The organism is Cedecea sp. B1(4) (genome assembly GCF_059414925.1).
Window position 1 is genome coordinate 399,182 of record NZ_JCAHMZ010000006.1, and the last position, 22,150, is coordinate 421,331.

Annotated in this window: 15 protein-coding genes, 1 tRNA gene and 1 pseudogene; 9 read left to right on the plus strand and 8 right to left on the minus strand. The window is 54.4% G+C overall.

The genetic code is table 11. The features are described from left to right. Window positions 1–401 precede the first annotated feature (401 nt). On the plus strand, window positions 402–1,574 hold the full coding sequence (locus ACR6JA_RS14565) for a hypothetical protein (RefSeq protein ID WP_494493765.1): 1,173 nt from the start codon (window positions 402–404) through the stop codon (window positions 1,572–1,574). A gap of 497 nt (window positions 1,575–2,071) precedes the next feature. Here the strand turns inward: ACR6JA_RS14565 and ACR6JA_RS14570 are convergent, their stop codons facing one another. The 3 genes and pseudogenes from ACR6JA_RS14570 to ACR6JA_RS14580 form a co-directional block, all read right to left on the minus strand. Then, a complete protein-coding gene (locus ACR6JA_RS14570; protein ID WP_043018260.1) occupies window positions 2,072–3,004 on the minus strand; it encodes a COG2958 family protein in 933 nt (310 codons plus the stop codon). Between the two features lie 231 nt (window positions 3,005–3,235). After that, window positions 3,236–4,492 (minus strand): annotated as a pseudogene (locus ACR6JA_RS14575) (tyrosine-type recombinase/integrase). 186 nt (window positions 4,493–4,678) lie between these two features. Continuing rightward, window positions 4,679–4,763 (minus strand) — tRNA-Leu (locus tag ACR6JA_RS14580). Between the two features lie 204 nt (window positions 4,764–4,967). Here ACR6JA_RS14580 and ACR6JA_RS14585 point away from each other — a divergent pair. After that, complete coding sequence (locus ACR6JA_RS14585; protein ID WP_494493766.1) at window positions 4,968–6,026, plus strand: Gfo/Idh/MocA family protein; 1,059 nt, start codon at window positions 4,968–4,970, stop codon at window positions 6,024–6,026. 80 nt (window positions 6,027–6,106) lie between these two features. Continuing rightward, window positions 6,107–7,126, plus strand: a complete 1,020-nt coding sequence (gene ahr / locus ACR6JA_RS14590; RefSeq protein WP_494493767.1) for an NADPH-dependent aldehyde reductase Ahr — start codon at window positions 6,107–6,109, stop codon at window positions 7,124–7,126. A gap of 34 nt (window positions 7,127–7,160) precedes the next feature. Here ahr and ACR6JA_RS14595 read toward each other — a convergent pair whose 3' ends face one another. Next, entirely contained in the window at window positions 7,161–8,801 is a 1,641-nt protein-coding gene (locus ACR6JA_RS14595; RefSeq protein ID WP_494493768.1) for a dihydroxyacetone kinase subunit DhaK, read from the minus strand. Window positions 8,802–8,937: 136 nt separating this feature from the next. Here ACR6JA_RS14595 and ACR6JA_RS14600 point away from each other — a divergent pair, with 136 nt between their 5' ends. Next, window positions 8,938–10,440 carry a helicase HerA-like C-terminal domain-containing protein gene (locus ACR6JA_RS14600; RefSeq protein WP_494493769.1) on the plus strand — a complete coding sequence of 501 codons (1,503 nt, stop codon included), beginning with the start codon at window positions 8,938–8,940 and terminating at the stop codon, window positions 10,438–10,440. Between the two features lie 229 nt (window positions 10,441–10,669). Next, entirely contained in the window at window positions 10,670–11,899 is a 1,230-nt protein-coding gene (locus ACR6JA_RS14605; RefSeq protein ID WP_213715486.1) for an amino acid permease, read from the plus strand. A gap of 113 nt (window positions 11,900–12,012) precedes the next feature. Here ACR6JA_RS14605 and lptG read toward each other — a convergent pair whose 3' ends face one another. Beyond that, window positions 12,013–13,092, minus strand: coding sequence for an LPS export ABC transporter permease LptG (gene lptG, locus ACR6JA_RS14610; RefSeq protein ID WP_213715485.1), 1,080 nt, complete (start codon window positions 13,090–13,092; stop codon window positions 12,013–12,015). Beyond that, on the minus strand, window positions 13,093–14,193 hold the full coding sequence (gene lptF / locus ACR6JA_RS14615; protein ID WP_213715484.1) for an LPS export ABC transporter permease LptF: 1,101 nt from the start codon (window positions 14,191–14,193) through the stop codon (window positions 13,093–13,095). Between the two features lie 274 nt (window positions 14,194–14,467). On the opposite strand from lptF, the gene pepA reads away from it, so the two are divergent. The 4 genes from pepA to ACR6JA_RS14635 all read left to right on the plus strand — a co-directional run bounded on the left by pepA (window position 14,468) and on the right by ACR6JA_RS14635 (window position 20,047). Further along, on the plus strand, window positions 14,468–15,979 hold the full coding sequence (gene pepA, locus ACR6JA_RS14620) for a leucyl aminopeptidase (protein ID WP_008460793.1): 1,512 nt from the start codon (window positions 14,468–14,470) through the stop codon (window positions 15,977–15,979). Between the two features lie 117 nt (window positions 15,980–16,096). Continuing rightward, a complete protein-coding gene (locus ACR6JA_RS14625; protein ID WP_039287963.1) occupies window positions 16,097–16,555 on the plus strand; it encodes a DNA polymerase III subunit chi in 459 nt (152 codons plus the stop codon). Between the two features lie 6 nt (window positions 16,556–16,561). After that, window positions 16,562–19,417 carry a valine--tRNA ligase gene (locus ACR6JA_RS14630; protein WP_213715482.1) on the plus strand — a complete coding sequence of 952 codons (2,856 nt, stop codon included), beginning with the start codon at window positions 16,562–16,564 and terminating at the stop codon, window positions 19,415–19,417. A 108-nt stretch (window positions 19,418–19,525) separates the two neighbouring features. Beyond that, complete coding sequence (locus ACR6JA_RS14635) at window positions 19,526–20,047, plus strand: GNAT family N-acetyltransferase (protein WP_434082324.1); 522 nt, start codon at window positions 19,526–19,528, stop codon at window positions 20,045–20,047. Between the two features lie 21 nt (window positions 20,048–20,068). Here the strand turns inward: ACR6JA_RS14635 and ACR6JA_RS14640 are convergent, their stop codons facing one another. Both ACR6JA_RS14640 and uhpT read right to left on the minus strand, forming a co-directional pair. Then, window positions 20,069–20,521, minus strand: coding sequence for a DUF1198 domain-containing protein (locus ACR6JA_RS14640; protein ID WP_494493770.1), 453 nt, complete (start codon window positions 20,519–20,521; stop codon window positions 20,069–20,071). 160 nt (window positions 20,522–20,681) lie between these two features. After that, window positions 20,682–22,073, minus strand: coding sequence for a hexose-6-phosphate:phosphate antiporter UhpT (gene uhpT / locus ACR6JA_RS14645; RefSeq protein ID WP_039298084.1), 1,392 nt, complete (start codon window positions 22,071–22,073; stop codon window positions 20,682–20,684). Between the last annotated feature and the right edge of the window lie 77 nt (window positions 22,074–22,150).

Here is a 22,150-nt window from a genome sequence, read left to right on the forward strand (position 1 = left end):
ATATTTAGATATATTAGCTCAGACTTGATCTGACGGTTTTCACTGGCAGCACACAATCAAATATGACAGTCTGCTTTGAGCGAGGAGCGGAAGTTTGATTGTCCCTCCTAGCTAGCTGATGAAAAAACTGAATTTTGAGCATTATTGCACAATAACCTTAGAGGTTGGTTACGAAATGTTGTGATATGATCCTCGACACTTTAACTCATTGAATTTGAATTATGGACAGTGGATTCGTAGATCTCGATATACTTCTTACACGAATTAGGCATGCCCAGTCGAAGACATACTTTCTTGATGCCGTTAAGGCCTACAAAGCGGGCGCGTTGAGGGGGGCACTAACCTCCGCTTGGGTTGCTCTCGTCTACGATCTGATAGCCAAATATCGTGAACTTAGTGCCATGGGCGATGCAGCCGCGACTGCATTTCTTAACACCTGGGACAACGCGACTAAATCAGGTGACATCCCTAAACTTCTCCAACTTGAGGGAGGCATTCTTGAAGACGCAACGGCCAATACTCAGGTAGTCAACCGGTTAGCCCGAACACACCTAGACCGTCTTCGCGAGGATAGGCATCTTTGCGCGCATCCGGCATTCTCAGCAGAAGCAGATCTATTCGAACCTTCTCATGAGTTAGTGCGACTTCATTTAGTAAATGCAGTGGAATTCGTCCTATCGCAAGAACCTCTACAGGGAAAAGCAATATTCGAGTTGTATGACGTTGATGTTCAGTCGCCCGGCTTTCCTACGGACAGTAAACGCATTCTTGATTATGTAGAACAACGTTATCTTACTCGCGTACGCGCTCAGAATATCAGTAACTTCGGCATGGTTCTCGCAAAATCACTTCTCAAAGGCGTGCCAGAACAATGGGAAACGCTTTATCACCAGATTATTACATCATTAGTCACCGTACGAGACCGCGCCAGCATTGCTTGGCCAAACGTTTCACTGTCAATTGTTAGGCTTATTGATAATCTAGAACCACGACATCGGCCTAGAGCGATCGCATTTATTGCCGCATTTAATGAGCTTTGGATGCAGCTTCAGGAGCCAACGCGAACAGTCTTGCTAGAGACTATTGAAAATGCCAATCCAGAAAATATCACTGATTACCGTATTTTGACTGGTGTAACTTTCGTACCGTTTCAAGCCTCGCTGCAAAGGCTAATAGCTGGACTAACTCAACAGCAGTTGGCCTCAGCGATCATCTTTAACCCACTTGCTGAGCTTTGGGATAAGGCAATAGAATACTATGCGGAATCAGGTAGCTGGCGTGGATCTGAGGGGAACTTTATTTCTCTCGTCATACCATTTTCTGGTCGCCTTAGTCAGCAACAGTTCGACCAACTTCTAGATGCTATCATTTCCAATGGGCAGAATTGGGATGCCGCTGAGACGCCTAAGCTTCTCCTAGGAATGCTCCGCAATGCTTTACCCGCCAACTTACCAACTATAGATGCGCGTGCTCGTTTTTATCATCACCTAGATCGCCATCACAGTATTAATAAGTATAGTGATGTACTCACAATTCTACAAACCGACGGCTGGCTTCTGCCACCACCTGAATAATCGAATAAGGCGGCCTGAACGGAATTAATGATGAGATATCGGCATGTTGATGATATAAGAAAAGACATGCCATAGTTATCTTGCTCCGAATACCATATGCGACGGTTCGCTCAACTTCCATCATTTTTGGTGCGTTGAAATCTCTTACTAAATTCTATCTAGCCACAGTGATTTATACCCTATTGAATTATATTGATTTATTGAGATAAGCGGCCGTTCTTGGCACAGAGCTACCTGTCAGATTAGGTTTAGATCTGTGCCATAGCTGTGTCAGATAAAATCTGAGCAAATACAATTAAAATAAATCAATCTATCTGCATGGATTTATTTATTTTAATATTTTGTAAACAACTACTAGCCCACCTTTATTAAATTTACTATCCCATCGATTCGTAGACAGAGTTTTTAAATATCACTCACTCTATATAACTCGCTGTTCATCAGTCTATATTGATTTTAATCCACTCTAATATCTTATTAAGAAACATTAAAGTGGGTTATCTATTCCAGAGCGCTTTGTGTATTTTTCCTGTCTGGTGATAATCGGAAACCAGATCGATAAACTCTTTAAAATCCTTGTTCTCAACTACCAGGCGGTTGACGGATTGCCAATCAATACTTGTTCGCTCTCGTGCAGGAATCAGAGTTTGGCTATTACCGGGATCTTGCGGATTAAGAAGGATCACGCCAATACCATGCAATGCACACAACATCTGCAGCTCTCTTTCTACACCACGCTGCTTATCTTCATTTATTTCGGTCGCGACAAGATAACCATAATGGGCCCAGCTTGAATTGCTCACTGCCTGGAAGAAACATTCTCGAACATTGCTACGGTTAAGCTGACGTTTTACCTCAAAAGACCACAGACGGGTTAAACGCCCTTCGCTATACCGTACGCAGTTTTGCACAACGCTATCCCAACCTTTATCGAGAGGCTGCAAAGCAACAATATCCGGATAAAGCCAATGGTTTGCCCCAAGACCTTTGTTGTTGCTTGAACGCTTTTCATCGATACGACGGCAAAGCAATTCTTCTTCTTCAGAAAGGTACTCAATCAAAAGCGGGTAAAGAGCATGCTCAGAAAAAGCTACCGTCTCAGCAGACGGAGTCGGAGCAATATCAAAAGATGACTCTTGTTGCACGCCATTATCGATTTCCTTACCCCAGTAATAAAGTCTGGGCCGAGGTTTGTCACGCGTCATAACCTGAGGACACATCGCTTTTGCCTGAACGGTTCTGCTCCCACCGACTTCAGCAGCTATTTGACTCAAGAAATCTTCATCACTGGCGAATCGAGGATTTTGACGCTTTACAGCAAGCTCTGCGCCATAGTGATCAATGATTTTTTGGGCAAGCTGACGGGCTGTAAATTGCTCATCAGGATTAGCCTGAAGAACATTAATAATCATCTGTGGGCGACTAGTCATGGCTCCTGCCTTTAATGTAACAGTAAGAACGTTTCTATCTGAATGAATGGCTAAATCTCAAATGCTGCTTTTCTGATGAAACAGTGTAAAACTACCTATCACTTGAACCAAGCTTACAATATGAGTTTTTGGTATTGAACAACAGATTTCATTACAAAAACGAACACCGCATCAGAAGCCATGTTAAAGAAAAAATAAGGTATGTCAGACACATACCTTAAATACATCTAATCATTCCATGCTTAATTTGGCAAAATCAAACGGACTCACCGCCTTCTCACGATTCGCATCAAGAAAATCAGCCCACCACTGCAGCATCAGTCTGCGCTCATCCAGATGCTCGGCCTTATGAATATAAGCCGCACGCACAGAGTTACGCTCCATATGGCTCATCTGCCGTTCAACCGCATCCCTCGACCACAATCCCGATTCTATCAACGAGCTACATGCCATCGTCCTGAAACCATGCCCACAAACCTCTATCTTAGTGTCATAACCCATAACGCGCAGAGCCTTGTTTACCGTATTTTCACTCATCGGTTTACGATGGTCGTGATCGCCAATGAAAACAAAATCGCGATCGCCACTAAGTTTGTGCACCTGTTTAAGGATTGCTAACGCCTGACGAGATAACGGCACCAAATGAGGTGTACGCATTTTTGAGCCGCGCTGGGAGTGCTTTATGCCTTCAATAGCCTCGCGCTCTGCGGGTATCGTCCACATTGATGTTTCAAAATCGATCTCAGACCAACGAGCAAAACGCAATTCGCTGGAGCGGATGAAGACAAGGAGGGTTAACTCAACGGCAAGACGAGTCAAAGGCCTGCCGGTATAGCTATCAATGCGCTAAAGCAGTTCGGGAGTACGTCTCAACTCTAACGCAGGCCTATGCTGCCGGTTACTTGAAGCAACAGCACCGGCCATCTCCTGTGCCGGATTATAATCAAGCAAACCACTCTGTACGGCATAACGCATAATTGCCGTAGTTCGCTGTTGCAGCCGTGACGCGATCTCAAGACGTCCAGACATCTCTACGGCTTTTATCGGGGCTAACAAATCCCGTGTTTTAAGTTCGGCTATATTACGTTTGCCAATGGCTGGAAAGAGATTGTCCTCCAGGCTTTTCAGCACTCGTCGGCTATGTTCTTCCGACCACTTTTTATTCGTGGCGTGCCACTCAATAGCAAGTTGTTCGAAAGTACGTGCTTCTTCCTGCTCAACCTTATCATTTTTCTTTTTATCTCCCGGATCGATGCTGTTTGCCAAAAGCTTACGAGCTTCATCACGGCGGGCTCTGGCATCGGCAAGAGAAACTTCAGGATATACCCCTAAAGCCAGCATCTTTTGCTTTCCGCCAAATCGGTACTGCAAACGCCAGTACTTAGAACCATTTGGATGGACAAGAAGGTGCATACCGCTGCCATCGGTCAGTTTGTATTGCTTATCCGTTGGCTTGGCTGTTCTGACCTTGATATCTGTTAACGCCATGCTTATCCCCTCCCTGTTGGTACAAACATTATCGAACCGGAAATACCATCATCTGTACCAACATGTGTTGGTAGATGTACATTGATGTCGGTTGACCTTGAGAGAGTTAATATAGCGGGAAAGGTAGATAAATACTGGATTTTAGACATAAAAAAAGACCTCAGTTGAGGTCCATTTACATGCTTTTGGTGCCGAAGGCCGGACTCGAACCGGCACGTATTTCTACGGTTGATTTTGAATCAACTGCGTCTACCGATTTCGCCACTTCGGCACTGAAGGGGTATGCGGAAACGTTGTGGATTATACCTGTCGCTGGCCGCCATGCAAGCGGCGCTGTGCGTAAGTGGCGTTAAGTGCTGAATTTTTCAGCGGCCTGCCGTTTTCCTCCAGGCCCTCTATGAACAACTCTGCGGTTTACATTCCCGCTCGTTTGCGATGTGATTTGCTTTCAGCCTGGCCACCCAACGGAGCCCCCATGCCCAACCCAACCACCACGCCCCCCATGCGAGTCGCCATCATAGGGCCAGGGCAGATCGCTGAGAACGTGCACGCGGCTTACTATGCGACTAATCCTTCTCTGGTTTTAGTGGCGGCCTGTGGGCGCGATTTGGCGCGTACTCAGGCATTTGCGGATAAGTTAAACATCCCGGCGGCGTATGACGATGTCAGGCAGATGCTGCGTGAGGCGAAGCCGGAGATCGTCAGCGTTTGCTCGCCCAATATTCTGCACTATGAGCACGTGATGCGGGCGCTGGAGGCGGGTTGCCATGTGCTTTGCGAGAAGCCGCCGGCGATGACGGTGGCGCAGGCCGACGAGATGCGGCGGGCGACGAAAAAGGCGAACCGGGTGCTGGCCTATAATTTCCATCATCGTTTTGCGCTGGACAGCGCTCTGCTTCGCGAACAGGTTCAGGCCGGGGCGTTGGGGGATGTCTATGTCACCACGGCCAAAGCGCTGCGCCGCAGCGGCGTACCGTCGTGGGGGAATTTCATCAGCAAGGAGTCGCAGGGCGGCGGCCCGCTGATCGATCTCGGCATTCATATGCTGGACGCCGCGCTTTACGTGCTCGGCTTCCCGAAGGTGACGCGGGTGATGGCCCACAGCTTCCGCAGGCTGGGCAACACCAAAAACAGCGGGCAGTATGGCGAGTGGGATCCGGCGCTTTATACGGTGGAAGACGCGCTGTTCGGCGTGGTTGAGTTCGAGGGCGGCGGTATTCTGCGGGTGGATACCTCTTTTATTCTCAACGTGGAAGAAACCTCGCAAATGAACGTTGAGTTCTGCGGCGAACGCGCCGGTGCCACGCTGTTCCCGGCCCATATTTATCACGACCGCGACGGCAAGCTGGAAACGCTCCAGCGCCGGGAGGCCGCCGACGATCGCCGCCATTTCCGTGCCATGGAAAGCTTTGTCCGCCACGTTCAGGGCGAGGCAGCCATGGTAGCCGATGCCGAACAGGGTTATGTCGTGCAACAGATCGTCGCCGCGCTCTACGCTTCGGCGGAACAGGGCGGCGGCTGGGTAACGCTTTAACCCTGGCAGGCACATTCCACCAGGTCGCTCCTCCGTCCAATGTTCTACACTGGTTGCAGAGCCAATATGGAGGAAGAGCGATGTCTGTTATTAAAAGTTATGCCGCGCCAAAGGCCGGTGCGGAGCTGGCACTTCAGGATTTCGACGCGGGCGATCTGCTGCCGGAAGATGTCGAGGTTAAAGTCGAGTACTGCGGCATCTGCCATTCGGATTTGTCGATGATCGACAACGAATGGGGCTTCTCGCAGTATCCGCTGGTCGCCGGACATGAGGTGATTGGCCGCGTGCACGCGCTGGGATCGGCGGCACAAAACAAAGGGCTCAAAGTCGGCCAACGCGTGGGCATCGGTTGGACGGCGAGAAGCTGCGGTCACTGCGATGCGTGTATCAGCGGCAGCCAGATAAACTGCCAGGCAGGCAGCGTGCCGACCATCGTGAACCGTGGCGGCTTCGCCGATAAAATTCGAGCAGACTGGCAATGGGTAATCCCGCTGCCGGACTCGATTGATATAGAGTCCGCCGGGCCGCTGCTGTGCGGCGGCATTACAGTGTTTAAACCGCTGCTGATGCACCACATCACCGCCACCAGCCGCGTGGGCGTGATCGGCATCGGTGGCCTCGGACATATCGCCATCAAGCTGCTGCACGCCATGGGCTGCGAGGTGACGGCGTTCAGTTCTAATCCGTCCAAAAAAGAAGAAGTGCTGGCGATGGGTGCGGATAAAGTGGTGAACAGCCGCGATCCGGCCGCGTTAACCGAGCTGGCAGGTCAGTTTGATCTGATCATCAATACCGTCAGCGTTGACCTCGAGTGGCAGCCCTACTTCGAAGCGCTGGCCTACAGCGGCACGTTCCACACCGTGGGCGCGGTGATGAAACCGTTCCAGATCCGCTCCGGTACGCTGATCGGCGGCGACCGCAGCCTTTCCGGGTCGGCAACCGGCTCTCCGCACGAGCTTCGTTCGTTGATGAAGCTGGTTAGCCGGGCGAAGGTTCAGCCGCAGATCGAGCTGTACCCGATGTCGAAAATCAACGAAGCCATCCAGCATGTGCGCGACGGCAAAGCCCGTTACCGCGTGGTGTTGAAAGCGGATTTCTGATGTAAGAAAGGCTCCCAACCGGGAGCCTTTTTAATTACTTCACCAGCCCGGCAAACACCTCAGCCACGGCGACCGCCCCAGGATCTTTCACCCCATCGAGGTTGTCGCTGTTCACATAGGACGAGCGCCCGGCGTTGGCTTTTTGCATCTTCGCCGTATCGGCTGCGCCCTTCTCTGCTGCCTTCGCGGCGGCGTTCAGGTCTTTATCCCTCAGCGCTTCCAGCGCAGGCTGCAGGGCGTCGATTAACGTTCTGTCGCCCAGATCCGCCCCGCCGTAGCGCTTCATCTGCGCCAGGCCAAACAGCAGAGACTCCGCCAGCGGCTGCTTCTCACTGACTTTTTGCCCGGCGGCGGTGAAGAAGATCGACATCAGCACGCCGCTGGAGCCGCCCATTACCGTTGCCAGCCGCTCGCCTACCAGCCCCAGCAGCGCGGCGGCGTCGTTCAACGGCAGCTTGCCTTTGTCGTTCAGGTTGGCGATATCGCGCGCACCTTCGGCAAAGGTTGAGCCGGTATCGCCGTCGCCCACTTTGGCGTCCAGCGCGTTGAGGTGGTTCTCCTGGGCGATCAGCGTTTGGGTCACGCTTGCTACCAGGGCTTTCACCTCATCGTTAGCAGAAGGTTTTACCGCATGGTCTTCACGGATAGCCGCCTGCTTCTGCTCCGGCATCTTGCGGTATTTCACCATTGGCTGCCAGCCTGCGGTTTCCACCTCGGATTCCAGCGCCTGAATAAAGTCCGGGGTCAGCTTAATGGTGGAGAGCGAGAAGCCTTTCATGTCCAGGGCGCTGACCAGCGGCGCGGGGCCGATAAGATATTTGATCTGCGGACCGAGATCCGAATGCATCAGCTCTTTGGTCAGCAGCGCCATTTCCAGCGAGGAAACGCCGCCGAGGTTGTTGATCAGCACCGCCAGGTCGCTCTCTTTACCCGTCGCTTTGCGCAGGTGCTTCACCAGCGTGGCAATCACCTCTTTGCTGTTTTGGGTATCCACGGTGCTTGCACCCGGCTCGCCGTGAATGCCCAACCCAAGCTCGACGTGGCCGCCTTTAATGCGCCCTTCTTCTTCCTCGCTGCCCGGCAGGTTGCAGGTTTGCATCGCCACGCCCATGCTGGCAATGCTGTCGCAGGCTTTTTGCGCGATGTCCCGCACATCGCCGAGAGATTTGCCCTGCTCTGCGGCATAGCCCGCAATTTTGTGCACCAGCGCCGTGCCGGCAATGCCGCGCGGCTGTTTGTTGTCCGGCAGTGAGATGTCGTCGCCGACGATCACCATCTCGACCTTCAGGCCATGCTTTTTGGCTTTTTCAGCGGCCAAGCCGAAGTTCAGCCTGTCGCCGGTGTAGTTTTTGACGATCAGCAGGCAACCGCGATCCCCGGTCACGCCGACAATGGCGTTCAGCACCGCATCCACGCTCGGGGAGGCAAACAGGTCGCCGCACACCGCCGCAGTCAGCATTCCTTTACCGACGAAGCCCACGTGCGCCGGTTCGTGGCCGGAGCCGCCGCCGGAAATGATCGCCACTTTGCTTTTGTCCCAGTCGCTGCGGGCCACAACGCGGATGGCCGGGTCGATATCCAGCCGCACAAGGTTGCGGTAGCGGGAACTGACAATGACGCCTTCGATGGCATCGTTAACCAACTGCTTGCGATCGTTATAAAAGAATCTGGACATAGCTTTCCCTGGTTGTGTAAGAGATCTGCCAAGCATAGACCTTTGCCGGGCCGAGGGGGTAAACATGGGAAGATCCTGATGCTCAATTCGTGCGGAAGGCTATGCTTTAGACAAATGTTGCCACAGGGAAACGCTCATGACTGAACCACTGCTGATTGCCAGAACCAAAGAGACTGAACTGCATATTCTGCCCAACATGGCGAACCGCCACGGGTTGATCACCGGCGCAACCGGGACGGGCAAAACCGTGACGCTGCAGAAGCTGGCTGAGTCCTTCTCAGAGATTGGCGTGCCGGTGTTTATGGCCGACGTGAAGGGAGATTTAACCGGCGTGGCCGAAGAAGGTGCCGAGTCTGAGAAGCTCCTCGCCAGGCTTGCCAATATCGGCGTGACGGACTGGTCGCCGCACGGCAATCCGGTGGTGCTGTGGGATATCTTCGGCGAGAAAGGGCATCCTGTTCGCGCCACCGTCTGCGATCTCGGGCCTTTGCTGCTGGCACGGCTGCTGAACCTGAATGATGTGCAAAGCGGCGTGCTGCAGATCATTTTCCGCATTTCGGACGACCAGGGCCTGCCGCTGCTGGACTTTAAAGACCTGCGCGCCCTGACTCAGTACATCGGTGATAACGCCAAAGCCTTCCAGACGCAGTACGGCAATATCAGCAGCGCTTCCGTCGGGGCCATTCAGCGCGGGCTGCTTTCTCTTGAGCAGCAGGGCGCGGAGTATTTCTTCGGCGAGCCGATGCTGGATATAAGAGACTGGATGCGTACCGACGCAAACGGCAAAGGGATCATCAATATTCTGTCGGCGGAAAAGCTCTACCAGATGCCGAAGCTGTACGCCGCCAGCCTGCTGTGGATGCTGTCCGAGCTTTATGAGCAGTTACCGGAAGCGGGTGATCTCGATAAACCGAAACTGGTGTTCTTCTTTGACGAAGCGCACCTGCTGTTTAACGATGCCCCGCAGGTTCTGTTGGATAAAATCGAGCAGGTGATCCGCCTGATCCGTTCCAAAGGCGTGGGCGTGTACTTCGTGACGCAAAACCCTGCCGATGTGCCCGACATTGTGCTTGGCCAGTTGGGTAACCGCGTCCAGCACGCCCTGCGTGCCTTTACGCCCAAAGATCAGAAGGCGGTAAAAGCGGCGGCGCAAACCATGCGGGCGAATCCGGCTTTCGATACCGAAAAGGCTATTCAGGAACTGGGCACCGGCGAGGCGCTAATCTCCTTCCTCGACGCCAAAGGCAGCCCGACTGTGGTCGAGCGCGCGATGGTGATCGCCCCTTGTTCGCGCATGGGTCCGGTGACGGACGACGAGCGTAACGGCCTGCTGAATCAATCCCCGCTGTACGGCAAATATGACGAAGTGATTGACCGGGAATCGGCCTACGAGATCCTTCAAAAAGGCGTGCAGGCCGCGGGCGAGCAGCAGGATGCGCCGCCGGCCAAAGGCCAGAACGTGGCGGTGGACGACGGTATTCTCGGTGGGCTGAAGGATATTCTGTTCGGCAGCACCGGGCCACGAGGCGGTAAGCGTGACGGCGTGGTGCAGACGATGGCGAAGAGCGCGGCTCGGCAGGTGACGAACCAGATTATTCGCGGCGTGCTGGGCAGTATTATGGGAGGGCGTAAGCGGTAGATTTTGTGATTTCCCCCTCACCCTCACCCTCTCCCTCAAGGGAGAGGGGATCTTTCTCTTTCTGCCCGTTCAATTGAGCCAGTGGTTCTTTCTTTCCCCCTCTCCCTTCCAGGGAGAGGGCCGGGGTGAGGGTAATAACCTCTGCAATAACAGCCACATGACTCACCAGGTCAGTTTTGTGCTAGATTACGCCGGTTTTTGGAAATCAGTCAGAAGAAAAGATTAAATAATGCGCAAATTCTGGACAAAAGAAGAAACTTTGTGGAGTTTCGCCTTATATGGTACTGCCGTTGGCGCAGGAACCCTTTTTCTCCCTATTCAGCTCGGCTCAGCCGGCGCCATCGTTCTGCTTCTTACGGCATTGATCGCCTACCCGCTGACCTACTGGCCGCACCGGGCGCTCTGCCAGTTTATCCTGTCGGCAAAAACCCCAGGCAGCGGCGGCATCACCAGCGCCGTGACCCACTACTACGGCAAAACAATCGGCAACCTGATCACCGGGCTCTACTTCGTCGCGTTCTTCGTGGTGATCCTGATTTATGCCGTCGCCATTACCAACTCGCTCATCGAACAGCTGGCCAAGCATGGACCCATTACGACCACAATCAGAGTGCTGGTTAGCCTCGGCGTTGTCGCGGCGCTGAACCTGATCTTCCTGATGGGACGGCAAGTCACCATCAAAGTGATGGGGTTCCTGGTTTTCCCGCTGATTGCCTACTTCCTGTTTTTATCCCTCTATTTGACCAGCAACTGGCAGACGTCCTTACTGACCGAGGGCTTAATCCTCGACCGCCACGCGCTGGGTGAGATCTGGATGTCGATTCCGGTGATGGTATTCGCCTTCAGCCACACGCCCATTATTTCTACTTTTGCCGTAGCGCAGCGCGAAAGCCATGGCGAAGGTGCGATGAATAACAGCAAGAAAATCATGCGTGTCGCCTATTTTGTGATTTGCTGCAGCGTGCTGTTCTTCGTGTTTAGCTGCTTCTTGTCTATTCCGGCTCAGGATATTACAGCGGCGAAGGCGCAAGGCCTGACCATCCTGTCGGCGCTGTCGATGGTGCCGGGCACGCCGGCCTGGCTGGGTATTTCAGGCTTTATCGTTGCGATAGTGGCAATGTCCAAATCGTTTCTGGGCACCTATTTCGGGGTGATTGAAGGGGCGACGGCGATTGTTAAGTCCACGCTGGGCGCGGCAGGTATGAACCGAAGCAGGGCCTTCTGCCGGGCGCTGTCTATTACCCTGATTTCGCTGCTGACCTTCGTGGTGTGCTACATCAACCCGAATGCGCTGGCGATGATTTACGCCATCAGCGGGCCGCTTATCGCACTGATTTTATTCATCATGCCAACGCTGTCGACATATCTCGTGCCCGCGCTTAAGCCGTGGCGTTCGCTGGCGAATCTGTTGACGCTGATTATCGGGATTTTGTGTGTGTCGGTGATGTTTATTCACTGATTTCCCTCACCCCGGCCCTCTCCCAAAGGGAGAGGAGGAAAGAAACACTAAAAGGCAAGAAAAGCAGAAGAGTATCAGTCAGATCCCCTCTCCCTTTTAGGGAGAGGGTAAACTTATCCCGCTCTTTTCGTCAGCATCCAGAGGCTGATCAGCAGGAAGGTCACGCTAGGCAGCAGCGCCCCCAGAATCGGCGGAATATTGTACACCAGCGTTAGCGGGCCAAACACCTGATCCAACACGTAGAAAATAAAACCGAAGCTTATCCCCGTCACCACTCGTACGCCCATCGGCACGCTACGCAGCGGGCCAAAGATGAACGACAGCGCCATTAGCATCATTACCGCCACCGAGACCGGGGCGAAAATCTTGCTCCACATATTCAACTGGTAGCGTCGGGAGTCCTGGCCGCTGGTTTTCAGGTACTTGATATAATCATAAAGCCCACTGATCGACAGCGAGTCAGGATCAAGCGCAACCACGCCAAGCTTGTCGGGCGTCAGGTTGGTTTTCCATTCCCCGCTCACGGTTTGCGACCCGGTAATCTGCTTTGGATCGGAGAGATTTGACTCGTCAACCTGCGACAGGCGCCAGACTTTATGCTCAGCGTCATACTTCGCCGCCGCGGCATTGCGAACCGAAAGCAGGCGGCGCTCACCGTTGAAGTGGTAAATCATGATGCCGGAAATTTCTGTTTCGCTGTTGACGTGGTCGATGTAGACGAAGTCATGGCCGTCTTTCGCCCAGATGGTGTTGGTGGTGGACAGCAATGAGCCGCCAAGCAGCATTTGCGCACGGTAGTTACGCGCCATTTGCTCGCCCTGAGGGGCGACCCACTCACCGATTGCCATGGTCAGCAGCACCAGCGGAATCGCGGTTTTCATTACCGAGGAGGCGATTTGCATCCGGGTGTAGCCGGACGCCTGCATCACCACCAGCTCACTGCGCTGAGCAAGCATCCCCAGCCCAAGCAGCGCGCCTAATAACGCGGCCATCGGGAAGAAGATCTGAACATCTTTTGGCACGCTAAGCAGGGTGTACATCCCCGCACCCGCTGCGGAATAAGAACCCTGGCCCGTTTTTTTCAACTGGTCAACGAACTTAATGATTCCCGACAGCGACACCAGCATAAACAGCGTCATCATGATGGTGTTTAAGATGGTTTTACCGATGTAACGGTCAAGTACGCCAAACATTTAAGCCGCTCCTTTATAGCTAAAGCGGGCACGCACTTTGCGCATCGGTACCGTATCCCACAGGTTCAGGGCAACGGCCAGCGCCAGGTACGCCAGGTTGACCGCCCACATCCAAATCATCGGATCCAGCTTTTCCTTTGACCCGCTGGAACGCAAAGAGCTTTGCAGCAGGAAGAAGACCAGATAGAGCAGCATGGCTGGAAGCATCGACAGTACACGCCCCTGACGCGGGTTCACCACGCTCAGCGGGACTACCATCAGGGCCATAATCACCACCGACATGATGAGCGTCAGGCGCCAGTGCAGCTCGGCTCGCGCAGAAGGCTCCGGATTCTTCCACAATTCGGTCATGCTCATTTGACTGATATCGGAGGGATCAAGCATCACCGCCTGATGGCCCACCACGGCCTGGTAATCTTTAAAATCTGTAATACGGAAATCGCGCAGCGTTGAGGTTCCTTCAAAGCGCGTGCCGGTATTCAGCTTAACAATCTGCGTGCCGTCCGGGCGCTGGAAGATTTGGCCAGAGTCCGCGACCACCACGGAAGGACGTGTATTGCCCTTCGGACGCACCTGAACAAGGAAAACATCGTTGAATGTTTTGCCCTGCACGCTTTCGATAAACAGCACCGCGCTGCCGTTGCTCGCCACCTGGAACTGCCCTTGCGCAAGGGCAGCCATACCAGGGTTCGCTCTGGCTTCAGCCAGCACTTCGTCCTGGTGACGAGCGGACCACGGGTTCAGCCACATCACGTTTACGGTGGCAACAATTCCGGTGAAGAGTGCGAGAACCATCGCGGCTTTGACCAGTACTGCTTTACTCAGACCGCAGGCATGCATTACCGTGATTTCACTCTCGGTGTACAAGCGGCCGAGCGTCATCAGTAAGCCGAGGAAAAGGCTCAAGGGAAGGATTAGCTGCGCCATTTCAGGCACACCTAAACCCAGCAAAGATAAAACCAGATTTGTCGGGATTTCGCCGTCGGCCGCAGCACCGAGGATCCTAACCAGCTTCTGAGCAAAGAAAATCAGCAGCAGGATGAAAAGGATCGCCAGCTGGCTCTTAAGCGTCTCCCGAACCAGATACTTTATGATAATCACATTAAATACGCCTGTAGAAACGAGTCTTTTTGCAGGAAAATCGCTTGTTTCATCGCTTATACGTCATTTATTCTCTTTAATCGTCGAAAACATCGCTAAGATTAGATAGCCCGGCGAACTCGCATCACGGGACGATGTTCAGACACAATAGAAAACGTAAATCCATTCGTTAAGATTAACACGAAGTCATCGCAACAGCGGAGATGAGTTACGAAAGCTTGCAATTCTAGCCTGTAGCCCCCGCCGTTGTCTTTAAGATTCAGGAGCGTAGTGCATGGAGTTCAGTGTAAAAAGCGGTAGCCCCGAGAAACAGCGTAGTGCCTGCATCGTTGTGGGAGTCTTTGAACCGCGTCGCCTGTCCCCGATCGCAGAACAACTCGATAAAATCAGCGATGGCTACATCAGCGCGCTTCTGCGCCGTGGTGAGCTGGAAGGAAAACCAGGGCAAACCTTATTGCTTCACCACGTACCGAACGTGCTGTCTGAACGCATTCTGTTGATTGGCTGCGGCAAAGAGCGCGAGCTTGATGAGCGCCAGTACAAGCAGGTGATTCAGAAAACCATCAACACGCTCAACGACACCGGCTCAATGGAAGCCGTTTGCTTCCTGACCGAGCTGCACGTCAAAGGCCGTAACACCTACTGGAAAGTACGCCAGGCGGTTGAGACAGCTAAAGAGACGCTGTACAGCTTTGATCAGCTGAAAACCAACAAAACCGAACCACGCCGTCCGTTGCGTAAAATGGTGTTCAACGTGCCAACTCGTCGTGAGTTGACCAGCGGTGAGCGCGCCATTCAGCACGGCCTGGCTATCGCGTCCGGCATCAAAGCCGCGAAAGATCTCGGCAACATGCCGCCAAACATCTGTAACGCCGCTTACCTGGCTTCTCAGGCTCGTCAACTGGCTGACTCGTTCAGCAAAAACGTGGTCACCCGCGTGATTGGCGAACAGCAGATGAAAGAGCTGGGCATGCACTCCTATCTCGCGGTAGGCGAAGGCTCGCAGAACGAATCACTGATGTCGGTGATTGAATATAAAGGCAATGCCTCCCCGGATGCTCGTCCGATTGTGCTGGTTGGCAAAGGCTTAACCTTTGACTCCGGCGGTATCTCCATCAAACCTGCCGAAGGCATGGATGAGATGAAGTACGACATGTGCGGCGCGGCTTCCGTTTACGGCGTGATGCGCATGGTAGCGGAGCTGAACCTGCCGGTGAACGTGATTGGCGTCCTTGCCGGCTGTGAAAATATGCCAGGCGGGCGCGCTTATCGCCCGGGTGATGTGCTGACGACGATGTCCGGCCAGACCGTTGAAGTGCTAAATACCGATGCCGAAGGCCGTCTGGTGCTGTGTGACGTGCTGACCTACGTCGAGCGCTTCGAGCCAGAAGTGGTTATCGACGTCGCAACGCTGACCGGCGCCTGCGTAATCGCCCTTGGCCATCACATCACCGGCCTGATGTCGAATCACAATCCGCTGGCGCACGAGCTGATCAGCGCATCTGAGCAAGCCGGTGACCGCGCATGGCGTCTGCCGCTGGGTGACGAGTATCAGGAACAGCTGGAGTCCAACTTTGCCGATATGGCAAACATTGGCGGCCGTCCTGGTGGCGCGATTACGGCGGCATGCTTCCTGTCTCGCTTTACCCGCAAGTACAACTGGGCTCACCTGGACATCGCCGGCACCGCATGGCGCTCCGGCAAGGCAAAAGGCGCAACTGGCCGCCCTGTCGCCCTGCTGTCCCAGTTCCTGTTGAACCGTTCCGGGTTTAACGGCGAAGAGTAAGCGTAAAGCTTTACCCTCACCCTGGACGGGCATAAAAAACGCCGTTTGGTTCCCTCGCCCCTCTGGGGAGAGGGTTAGGGTGAGGGGCAACAACATTCAACTTAACAAGCTGGTCTCATGAAAAACGCAACGTTTTACCTGCTGGATAACGACACTCATGCCGAAGGGCTAAGTGCCGTGGAACAGCTGGTGTGCGAGCTGGCTGCGGATGGATTCCGTGCAGGCAAGCGGGTGCTGGTCGCCTGCGAAAACGAACAGCAGGCGATTCGCCTCGACGAAGCGCTCTGGCAGCGAGATGCTCAGGCATTCGTCCCGCACAATCTGGCTGGTGAAGGCCCACGCTACGGCGCGCCGGTTGAGCTGGCATGGCCTCAGCGCCGCGGCAGCGCGCCCCGGGATTTGCTGATTAGCCTGCTGCCACAGTTCGCAGATTTTGCCACCGCTTTCCTGGAAGTGATAGACTTCGTACCTTACGAAGAATCCCAGAAACAACTGGCCCGCGAGCGCTACAAAGCGTACCGCGTTGCCGGTTTCCACTTGACTACGGCGACCTATACCCCGCCGGGAACGACATAGCAGACAATGGAAAAGACATATAACCCGCAAGATATCGAACAGCCGCTTTACGAGCACTGGGAACAGCAGGGCTACTTCAAACCGAATGGCGACACCAGCCAGGAAAGCTTCTGCATCATGATCCCACCGCCGAACGTCACCGGCAGTTTGCATATGGGTCACGCCTTCCAGCAAACCATCATGGATACCATGATCCGTTACCAGCGCATGCAGGGCAAAAACACCCTGTGGCAGGCGGGCACCGACCACGCCGGTATCGCAACGCAGATGGTTGTAGAACGTAAAATCGCCGCCGAAGAAGGCAAAACCCGCCACGATTACGGCCGCGATGCGTTCATCGACAAAATCTGGCAGTGGAAGGCAGAATCCGGCGGCACCATTACCCGTCAGATGCGTCGTCTCGGTAACTCCGTAGACTGGGAGCGCGAGCGCTTCACCATGGACGAAGGCCTGTCCAACGCGGTGAAAGAAGTGTTCGTCCGTCTCTATAAAGAAGATCTGATTTACCGCGGCAAGCGCCTGGTCAACTGGGACCCGAAACTGCGTACCGCGATTTCCGATCTCGAAGTTGAAAACCGCGAGTCCAAAGGCTCCATGTGGCACCTGCGTTACCCGCTGGCCGACGGTGCCAAAACCGCAGACGGTAAAGATTACCTGATCGTCGCCACCACCCGCCCGGAAACCGTTCTCGGTGATACCGGCGTGGCCGTTAACCCGGAAGATCCACGTTATAAAGACCTGATTGGTAAATTCGTGGTACTGCCGCTGGTTAACCGCCGCATTCCTATCGTGGGCGACGAGCACGCGGACATGGAAAAAGGCACCGGCTGCGTGAAAATCACCCCGGCGCACGACTTTAACGACTACGAAGTTGGCCGCCGCCATCAGTTGCCAATGATCAACATTCTGACCTTCGACGGGGATATCCGTGAAGCCGCAGAAGTGTTCGATACCAACGGCGAAGAGTCCACCGTTTACGCCTCCGACATCCCGGCTGAATTCCAGAAACTGGAGCGCTTTGCAGCACGTAAAGCCGTGGTCGCGAAGTTCGACGAAATGGGCCTGCTGGATGAAATCAAACCCCACGACCTGACCGTGCCTTACGGCGACCGTGGCGGCGTGGTTATTGAGCCAATGCTGACCGACCAGTGGTATGTGCGTACCGCGCCGCTGGCAAAAGTGGCGGTAGAAGCCGTTGAGCAGGGCGACATCCAGTTCGTGCCTAAGCAGTATGAAAACATGTACTTCTCCTGGATGCGCGATATTCAGGACTGGTGTATATCCCGTCAGCTGTGGTGGGGTCACCGTATCCCGGCCTGGTACGACGCGGAAGGCAACGTGTACGTTGGCCGCAACGAAGCGGAAGTTCGCGCCGAAAACAACCTGGGTGCCGACGTGGCGTTGAACCAGGACGAAGACGTGCTGGACACCTGGTTCTCCTCTGGCCTGTGGACCTTCTCCACCCTGGGCTGGCCGGAAAACACCGAAGCGCTGCGCACCTTCCACCCGACCAGCGTTATGGTCAGCGGCTTCGACATTATCTTCTTCTGGATTGCCCGCATGATCATGCTGACCATGCACTTCATCAAAGATGAAGACGGCAAACCGCAGGTGCCGTTTAAGACCGTCTACATGACCGGCCTTATTCGCGATGACGAAGGCCAGAAGATGTCCAAATCCAAAGGCAACGTTATCGACCCGCTGGACATGGTGGACGGCATCTCTCTGGAAGATCTTCTGGAGAAACGTACCGGCAACATGATGCAGCCGCAGCTCGCGGAGAAAATCCGCAAGCGCACCGAGAAACAGTTCCCGAACGGCATCGAGCCGCACGGCACCGACGCCCTGCGCTTCACCCTGGCGGCGCTGGCCTCTACTGGCCGCGACATCAACTGGGACATGAAGCGCCTGGAAGGCTACCGCAACTTCTGTAACAAACTTTGGAACGCCAGCCGCTTCGTGCTGATGAACACCGAAGAGCAGGATTGCGGCTTCAACGGCGGCGAAATGGTGCTGTCTCTGGCCGATCGCTGGATCCTGGCCGAGTTCAACCGCACCGTGAAAGCATACCGTGAAGCGCTGGACAGCTACCGCTTCGACATCGCCGCCAACATCCTGTACGAGTTCACCTGGAACCAGTTCTGTGACTGGTATCTGGAGCTGACCAAGCCGGTCATGAACGGCGGTTCTGAAGCCGAACTGCGCGGCACCCGCAATACGCTGGTGAACGTGCTCGAAGGTCTGCTGCGCCTGGCGCACCCGATCATTCCATTCATCACCGAAACCATCTGGCAGCGCGTGAAAGTGCTGAAGGGCATCACCGCAGACACTATCATGCTGCAGTCATTCCCGGCCTACGATGCGTCTCAGGTTGATGAAGCGGCGTTCGCAGACACCGAATGGCTGAAGGACGTGATCACCGCGGTGCGTAACATTCGCGCCGAGATGAACATCGCTCCAAGCAAACGTCTGGACGTACTGCTGCGCGGCTGCAGCGAAGAAGCGATTCGTCGCGTGAGCGAAAACCGCACCTTCCTGCAAAATCTGGCTCGCCTGGAAAGCATCACCATCCTGCCAGTCGATGACAAAGGTCCGGTTTCCGTGACCAAGATTATCGACGGCGCAGAGCTGCTGATCCCGATGGCCGGTCTGGTAGATAAAGCCGCTGAGATCGAGCGTCTGGCGAAAGAAGTAGCGAAGATCGAAATCGAAATCGGCAAGATCGAAGGCAAACTGTCCAACGAAGGCTTTGTCGCCCGCGCGCCAGCTGACGTTGTCGCCAAAGAGCGTGAGCGTCTCGAAGGCTTTGTCGACGCCAAAGCGAAGCTGATTGAGCAGCAGGCCGTTATCGCCGCGCTGTAATCGGCCCCAGGCATAATTCGCCCCGCACCTCGGTGTGGGGCGTTTTTTATGCAGCTTGCGCCCTCCGTAATGAAGTGCTATTAACTGCTTTTATCCTTCCCTAAGCCTATGAGTCACATGATGAACACCACAGCCCCGGTTGATGTGAAGCTCCAGCTGCGCCGGATTGCTGCCGAAGACAATTCGGCTATCGCCCGGGTTATTCGCCAGGTGTCCGCCGAATACGGCCTGACCGCCGATAAAGGCTACACCGTTGCCGACCCTAATCTTGACGAGCTTTATCAGCTCTACAGCCAGCCAGGCCATGCGTACTGGGTGGTAGAAATCAACGGCGAAGTGGTGGGGGGCGGCGGCGTGGCGCCGTTATCGTGTAGCGAGCCGGACATTTGTGAACTGCAGAAAATGTATTTCCTGCCGGTGGTTCGCGGCCAGGGATTAGCCAAGAAACTGGCGCTGCAGGCGCTGGATCACGCCCGGGCTCAGGGCTTCAAGCGCTGTTACCTGGAAACCACCGCGTTTCTGAAAGAAGCCGTTGGGTTATACGAACATTTAGGCTTTGAGCATATTCCTGCTCCATTAGGCTGCACCGGCCATGTGGATTGCGAAGTCACCATGCTCAAAACGCTGTAATTCTCTGTGAAACGGCGTGCACTAGTGCAGCCAGTGCACGCCATCCTCAGGCTGGAAGTAGCCGTTATAGCGCATCTGAAAAGCCGTGATCTCCGGCTTCTCCGGCTCCATTTCTCGTAAAAATCCCTGCGCCAGGCGAACCTGAGCATCGGTAATCGGCGTGGCAAGCCGGGCTCTTTGCAGCCTTCGATACCACTGCTGGAGATTTTGATCGCTGCCGTCGACAATCACCATCTGCCAAATCAGCAAAACCTGCGCCGCATTTTGCAAATGGGACTCATCCGGGCGGTGCAAATACTGTAAAAACGCGTCGCCCTGTGCTTTCCCCATCTGATCGATCATCGATTCAACCGGCACCACGTCGATCCCCAGCCGCTCACTCAGTCGGCGAATAGCCCGCCGTGAATCCGACGTGAGCACCCGAAAGCCGACAATAAACACCACGCAAAGCGTGGCTAACATAATCCAAATCATGAAGTTAAATACCCGGCAGCTTAACGACAATTTGCTATCAATGAATGCCGGGCAGTATAGCGCAATCACTTTACCCAGTAATGCCTCGCGCTGGCGTTATTCGCGGGCATAAAAAAGCCCGGCGTTATGCCGGGCTGGAACAGTTCAGTTCAAAATGCGCTTAAGCGATGTTCAATTGCTGAATTTTTTTCTCGCGGCGAATTTTGCGCTCTTCAAACACGGCGACAATGGCCATCAGCACGATACAGCCGATTGCGGCGGCATCCAGGGCAGCGAACGTGCCTGCCCAGCCGGTGAGGCCGAAGATTGGCGTCCCGTCGGCAATCATCCCCAGGCCCAGTTTGGCAAAGCTGTCGCCGATCAGGTAAGCGAAGGTGCCTTTGATGCCGTCGGCCGCGCCGATCGCTTTCTTAGGCACAAAGCCGACTGCCGCCACACCGATCAGCAACTGCGGGCCAAAGACCAGGAAGCCAAGGGCAAACAGCGAAGCCAGGTAAACATACTGATTGCTGGCATGTTGGTACACGCCCAGCGTGGCGATGATCAATGCCAGCGCTACGCAGGCCACCAGCGCACGACGGCCGTTGGCAAGGTCAGACAACCAGCCCCACAGCAGCGTGCCAACCAGCGCGCCCACTTCAAACAGGGTGAAGCCCTGAATCGCCACTTCTTTGGAGAGTTTCAGCTCCTGGAAAGCATACACGGTGGACCACTGGTCGATACCGATGCGCACCACGTACAGGAAGATGTTGGAGAAGCACAGCAGCCAGATCACTTTGTTTTTCAGCACGTACTCAACAAAGATCTGCCATTTGGTCATCGAATTGTCTTCGGCTTCTTTGTCTTCTTCACTGACCTCTTCGCCAAACAGCTCTTCGGCGGTGCCGAGACCGTAGGACTCAGGGGAATCGCTGCCGTAGCGCAGGGCAATAAAACCGACAATCAGGGCGATAACGGACGGGAAGATAAACATCCCGATAACGTGGCCGTTAAACAGGTAGTTGGCGCCAAACAGGGCCACACCGGCCGCGCCAGCGCCGCCGAGGTTGTGGGAGATATTCCACATGCCCAGGTAGCTGCCGCGCTTGCGGCGTGGTGTCCACTTGGTGATGGTCGAGTAGCTGCACGACCCGCCGGTGCTCTGGAAGAAACCGCTCAGAGCGTAGAAGGCAATCATCAGGAACAGGCTAACCGAGCCTGCGCCCATGCTGGCGCTGAAGCCGAGCATACAGATGGCGGAAAGGATCAGCATAAACGGCAGGAACTGCTTGGTGTTTTTGCCGTCCGCGTAATAAGAAACCAGGGTCTTGCCCACGCCGTAGGTAATGGAGAAACCGAGGCCGATCATCCCCAGCTGTGTCATGCTCAGCCCGTAGGTGGAGATCATGTCGTTCTGGGCGATGTTAAAGTTTTTGCGGATCAGGTACATCGTCAGGTAGCCAATAAACACCACCAGATATGACTGCATGAACGGTTTGAACCACATTTTTCGCCGCACTTCGAGCGGCAGATCCAGGGTGGGCTTACGCACCTGGTTTAGAAAGGCCAGCATGGATGACTCCTGATTTGAATACCTGCTTAATGGCAGGCATTGTAAAAATCAGCGAGCAAACTGGCCTGAGACAGCGT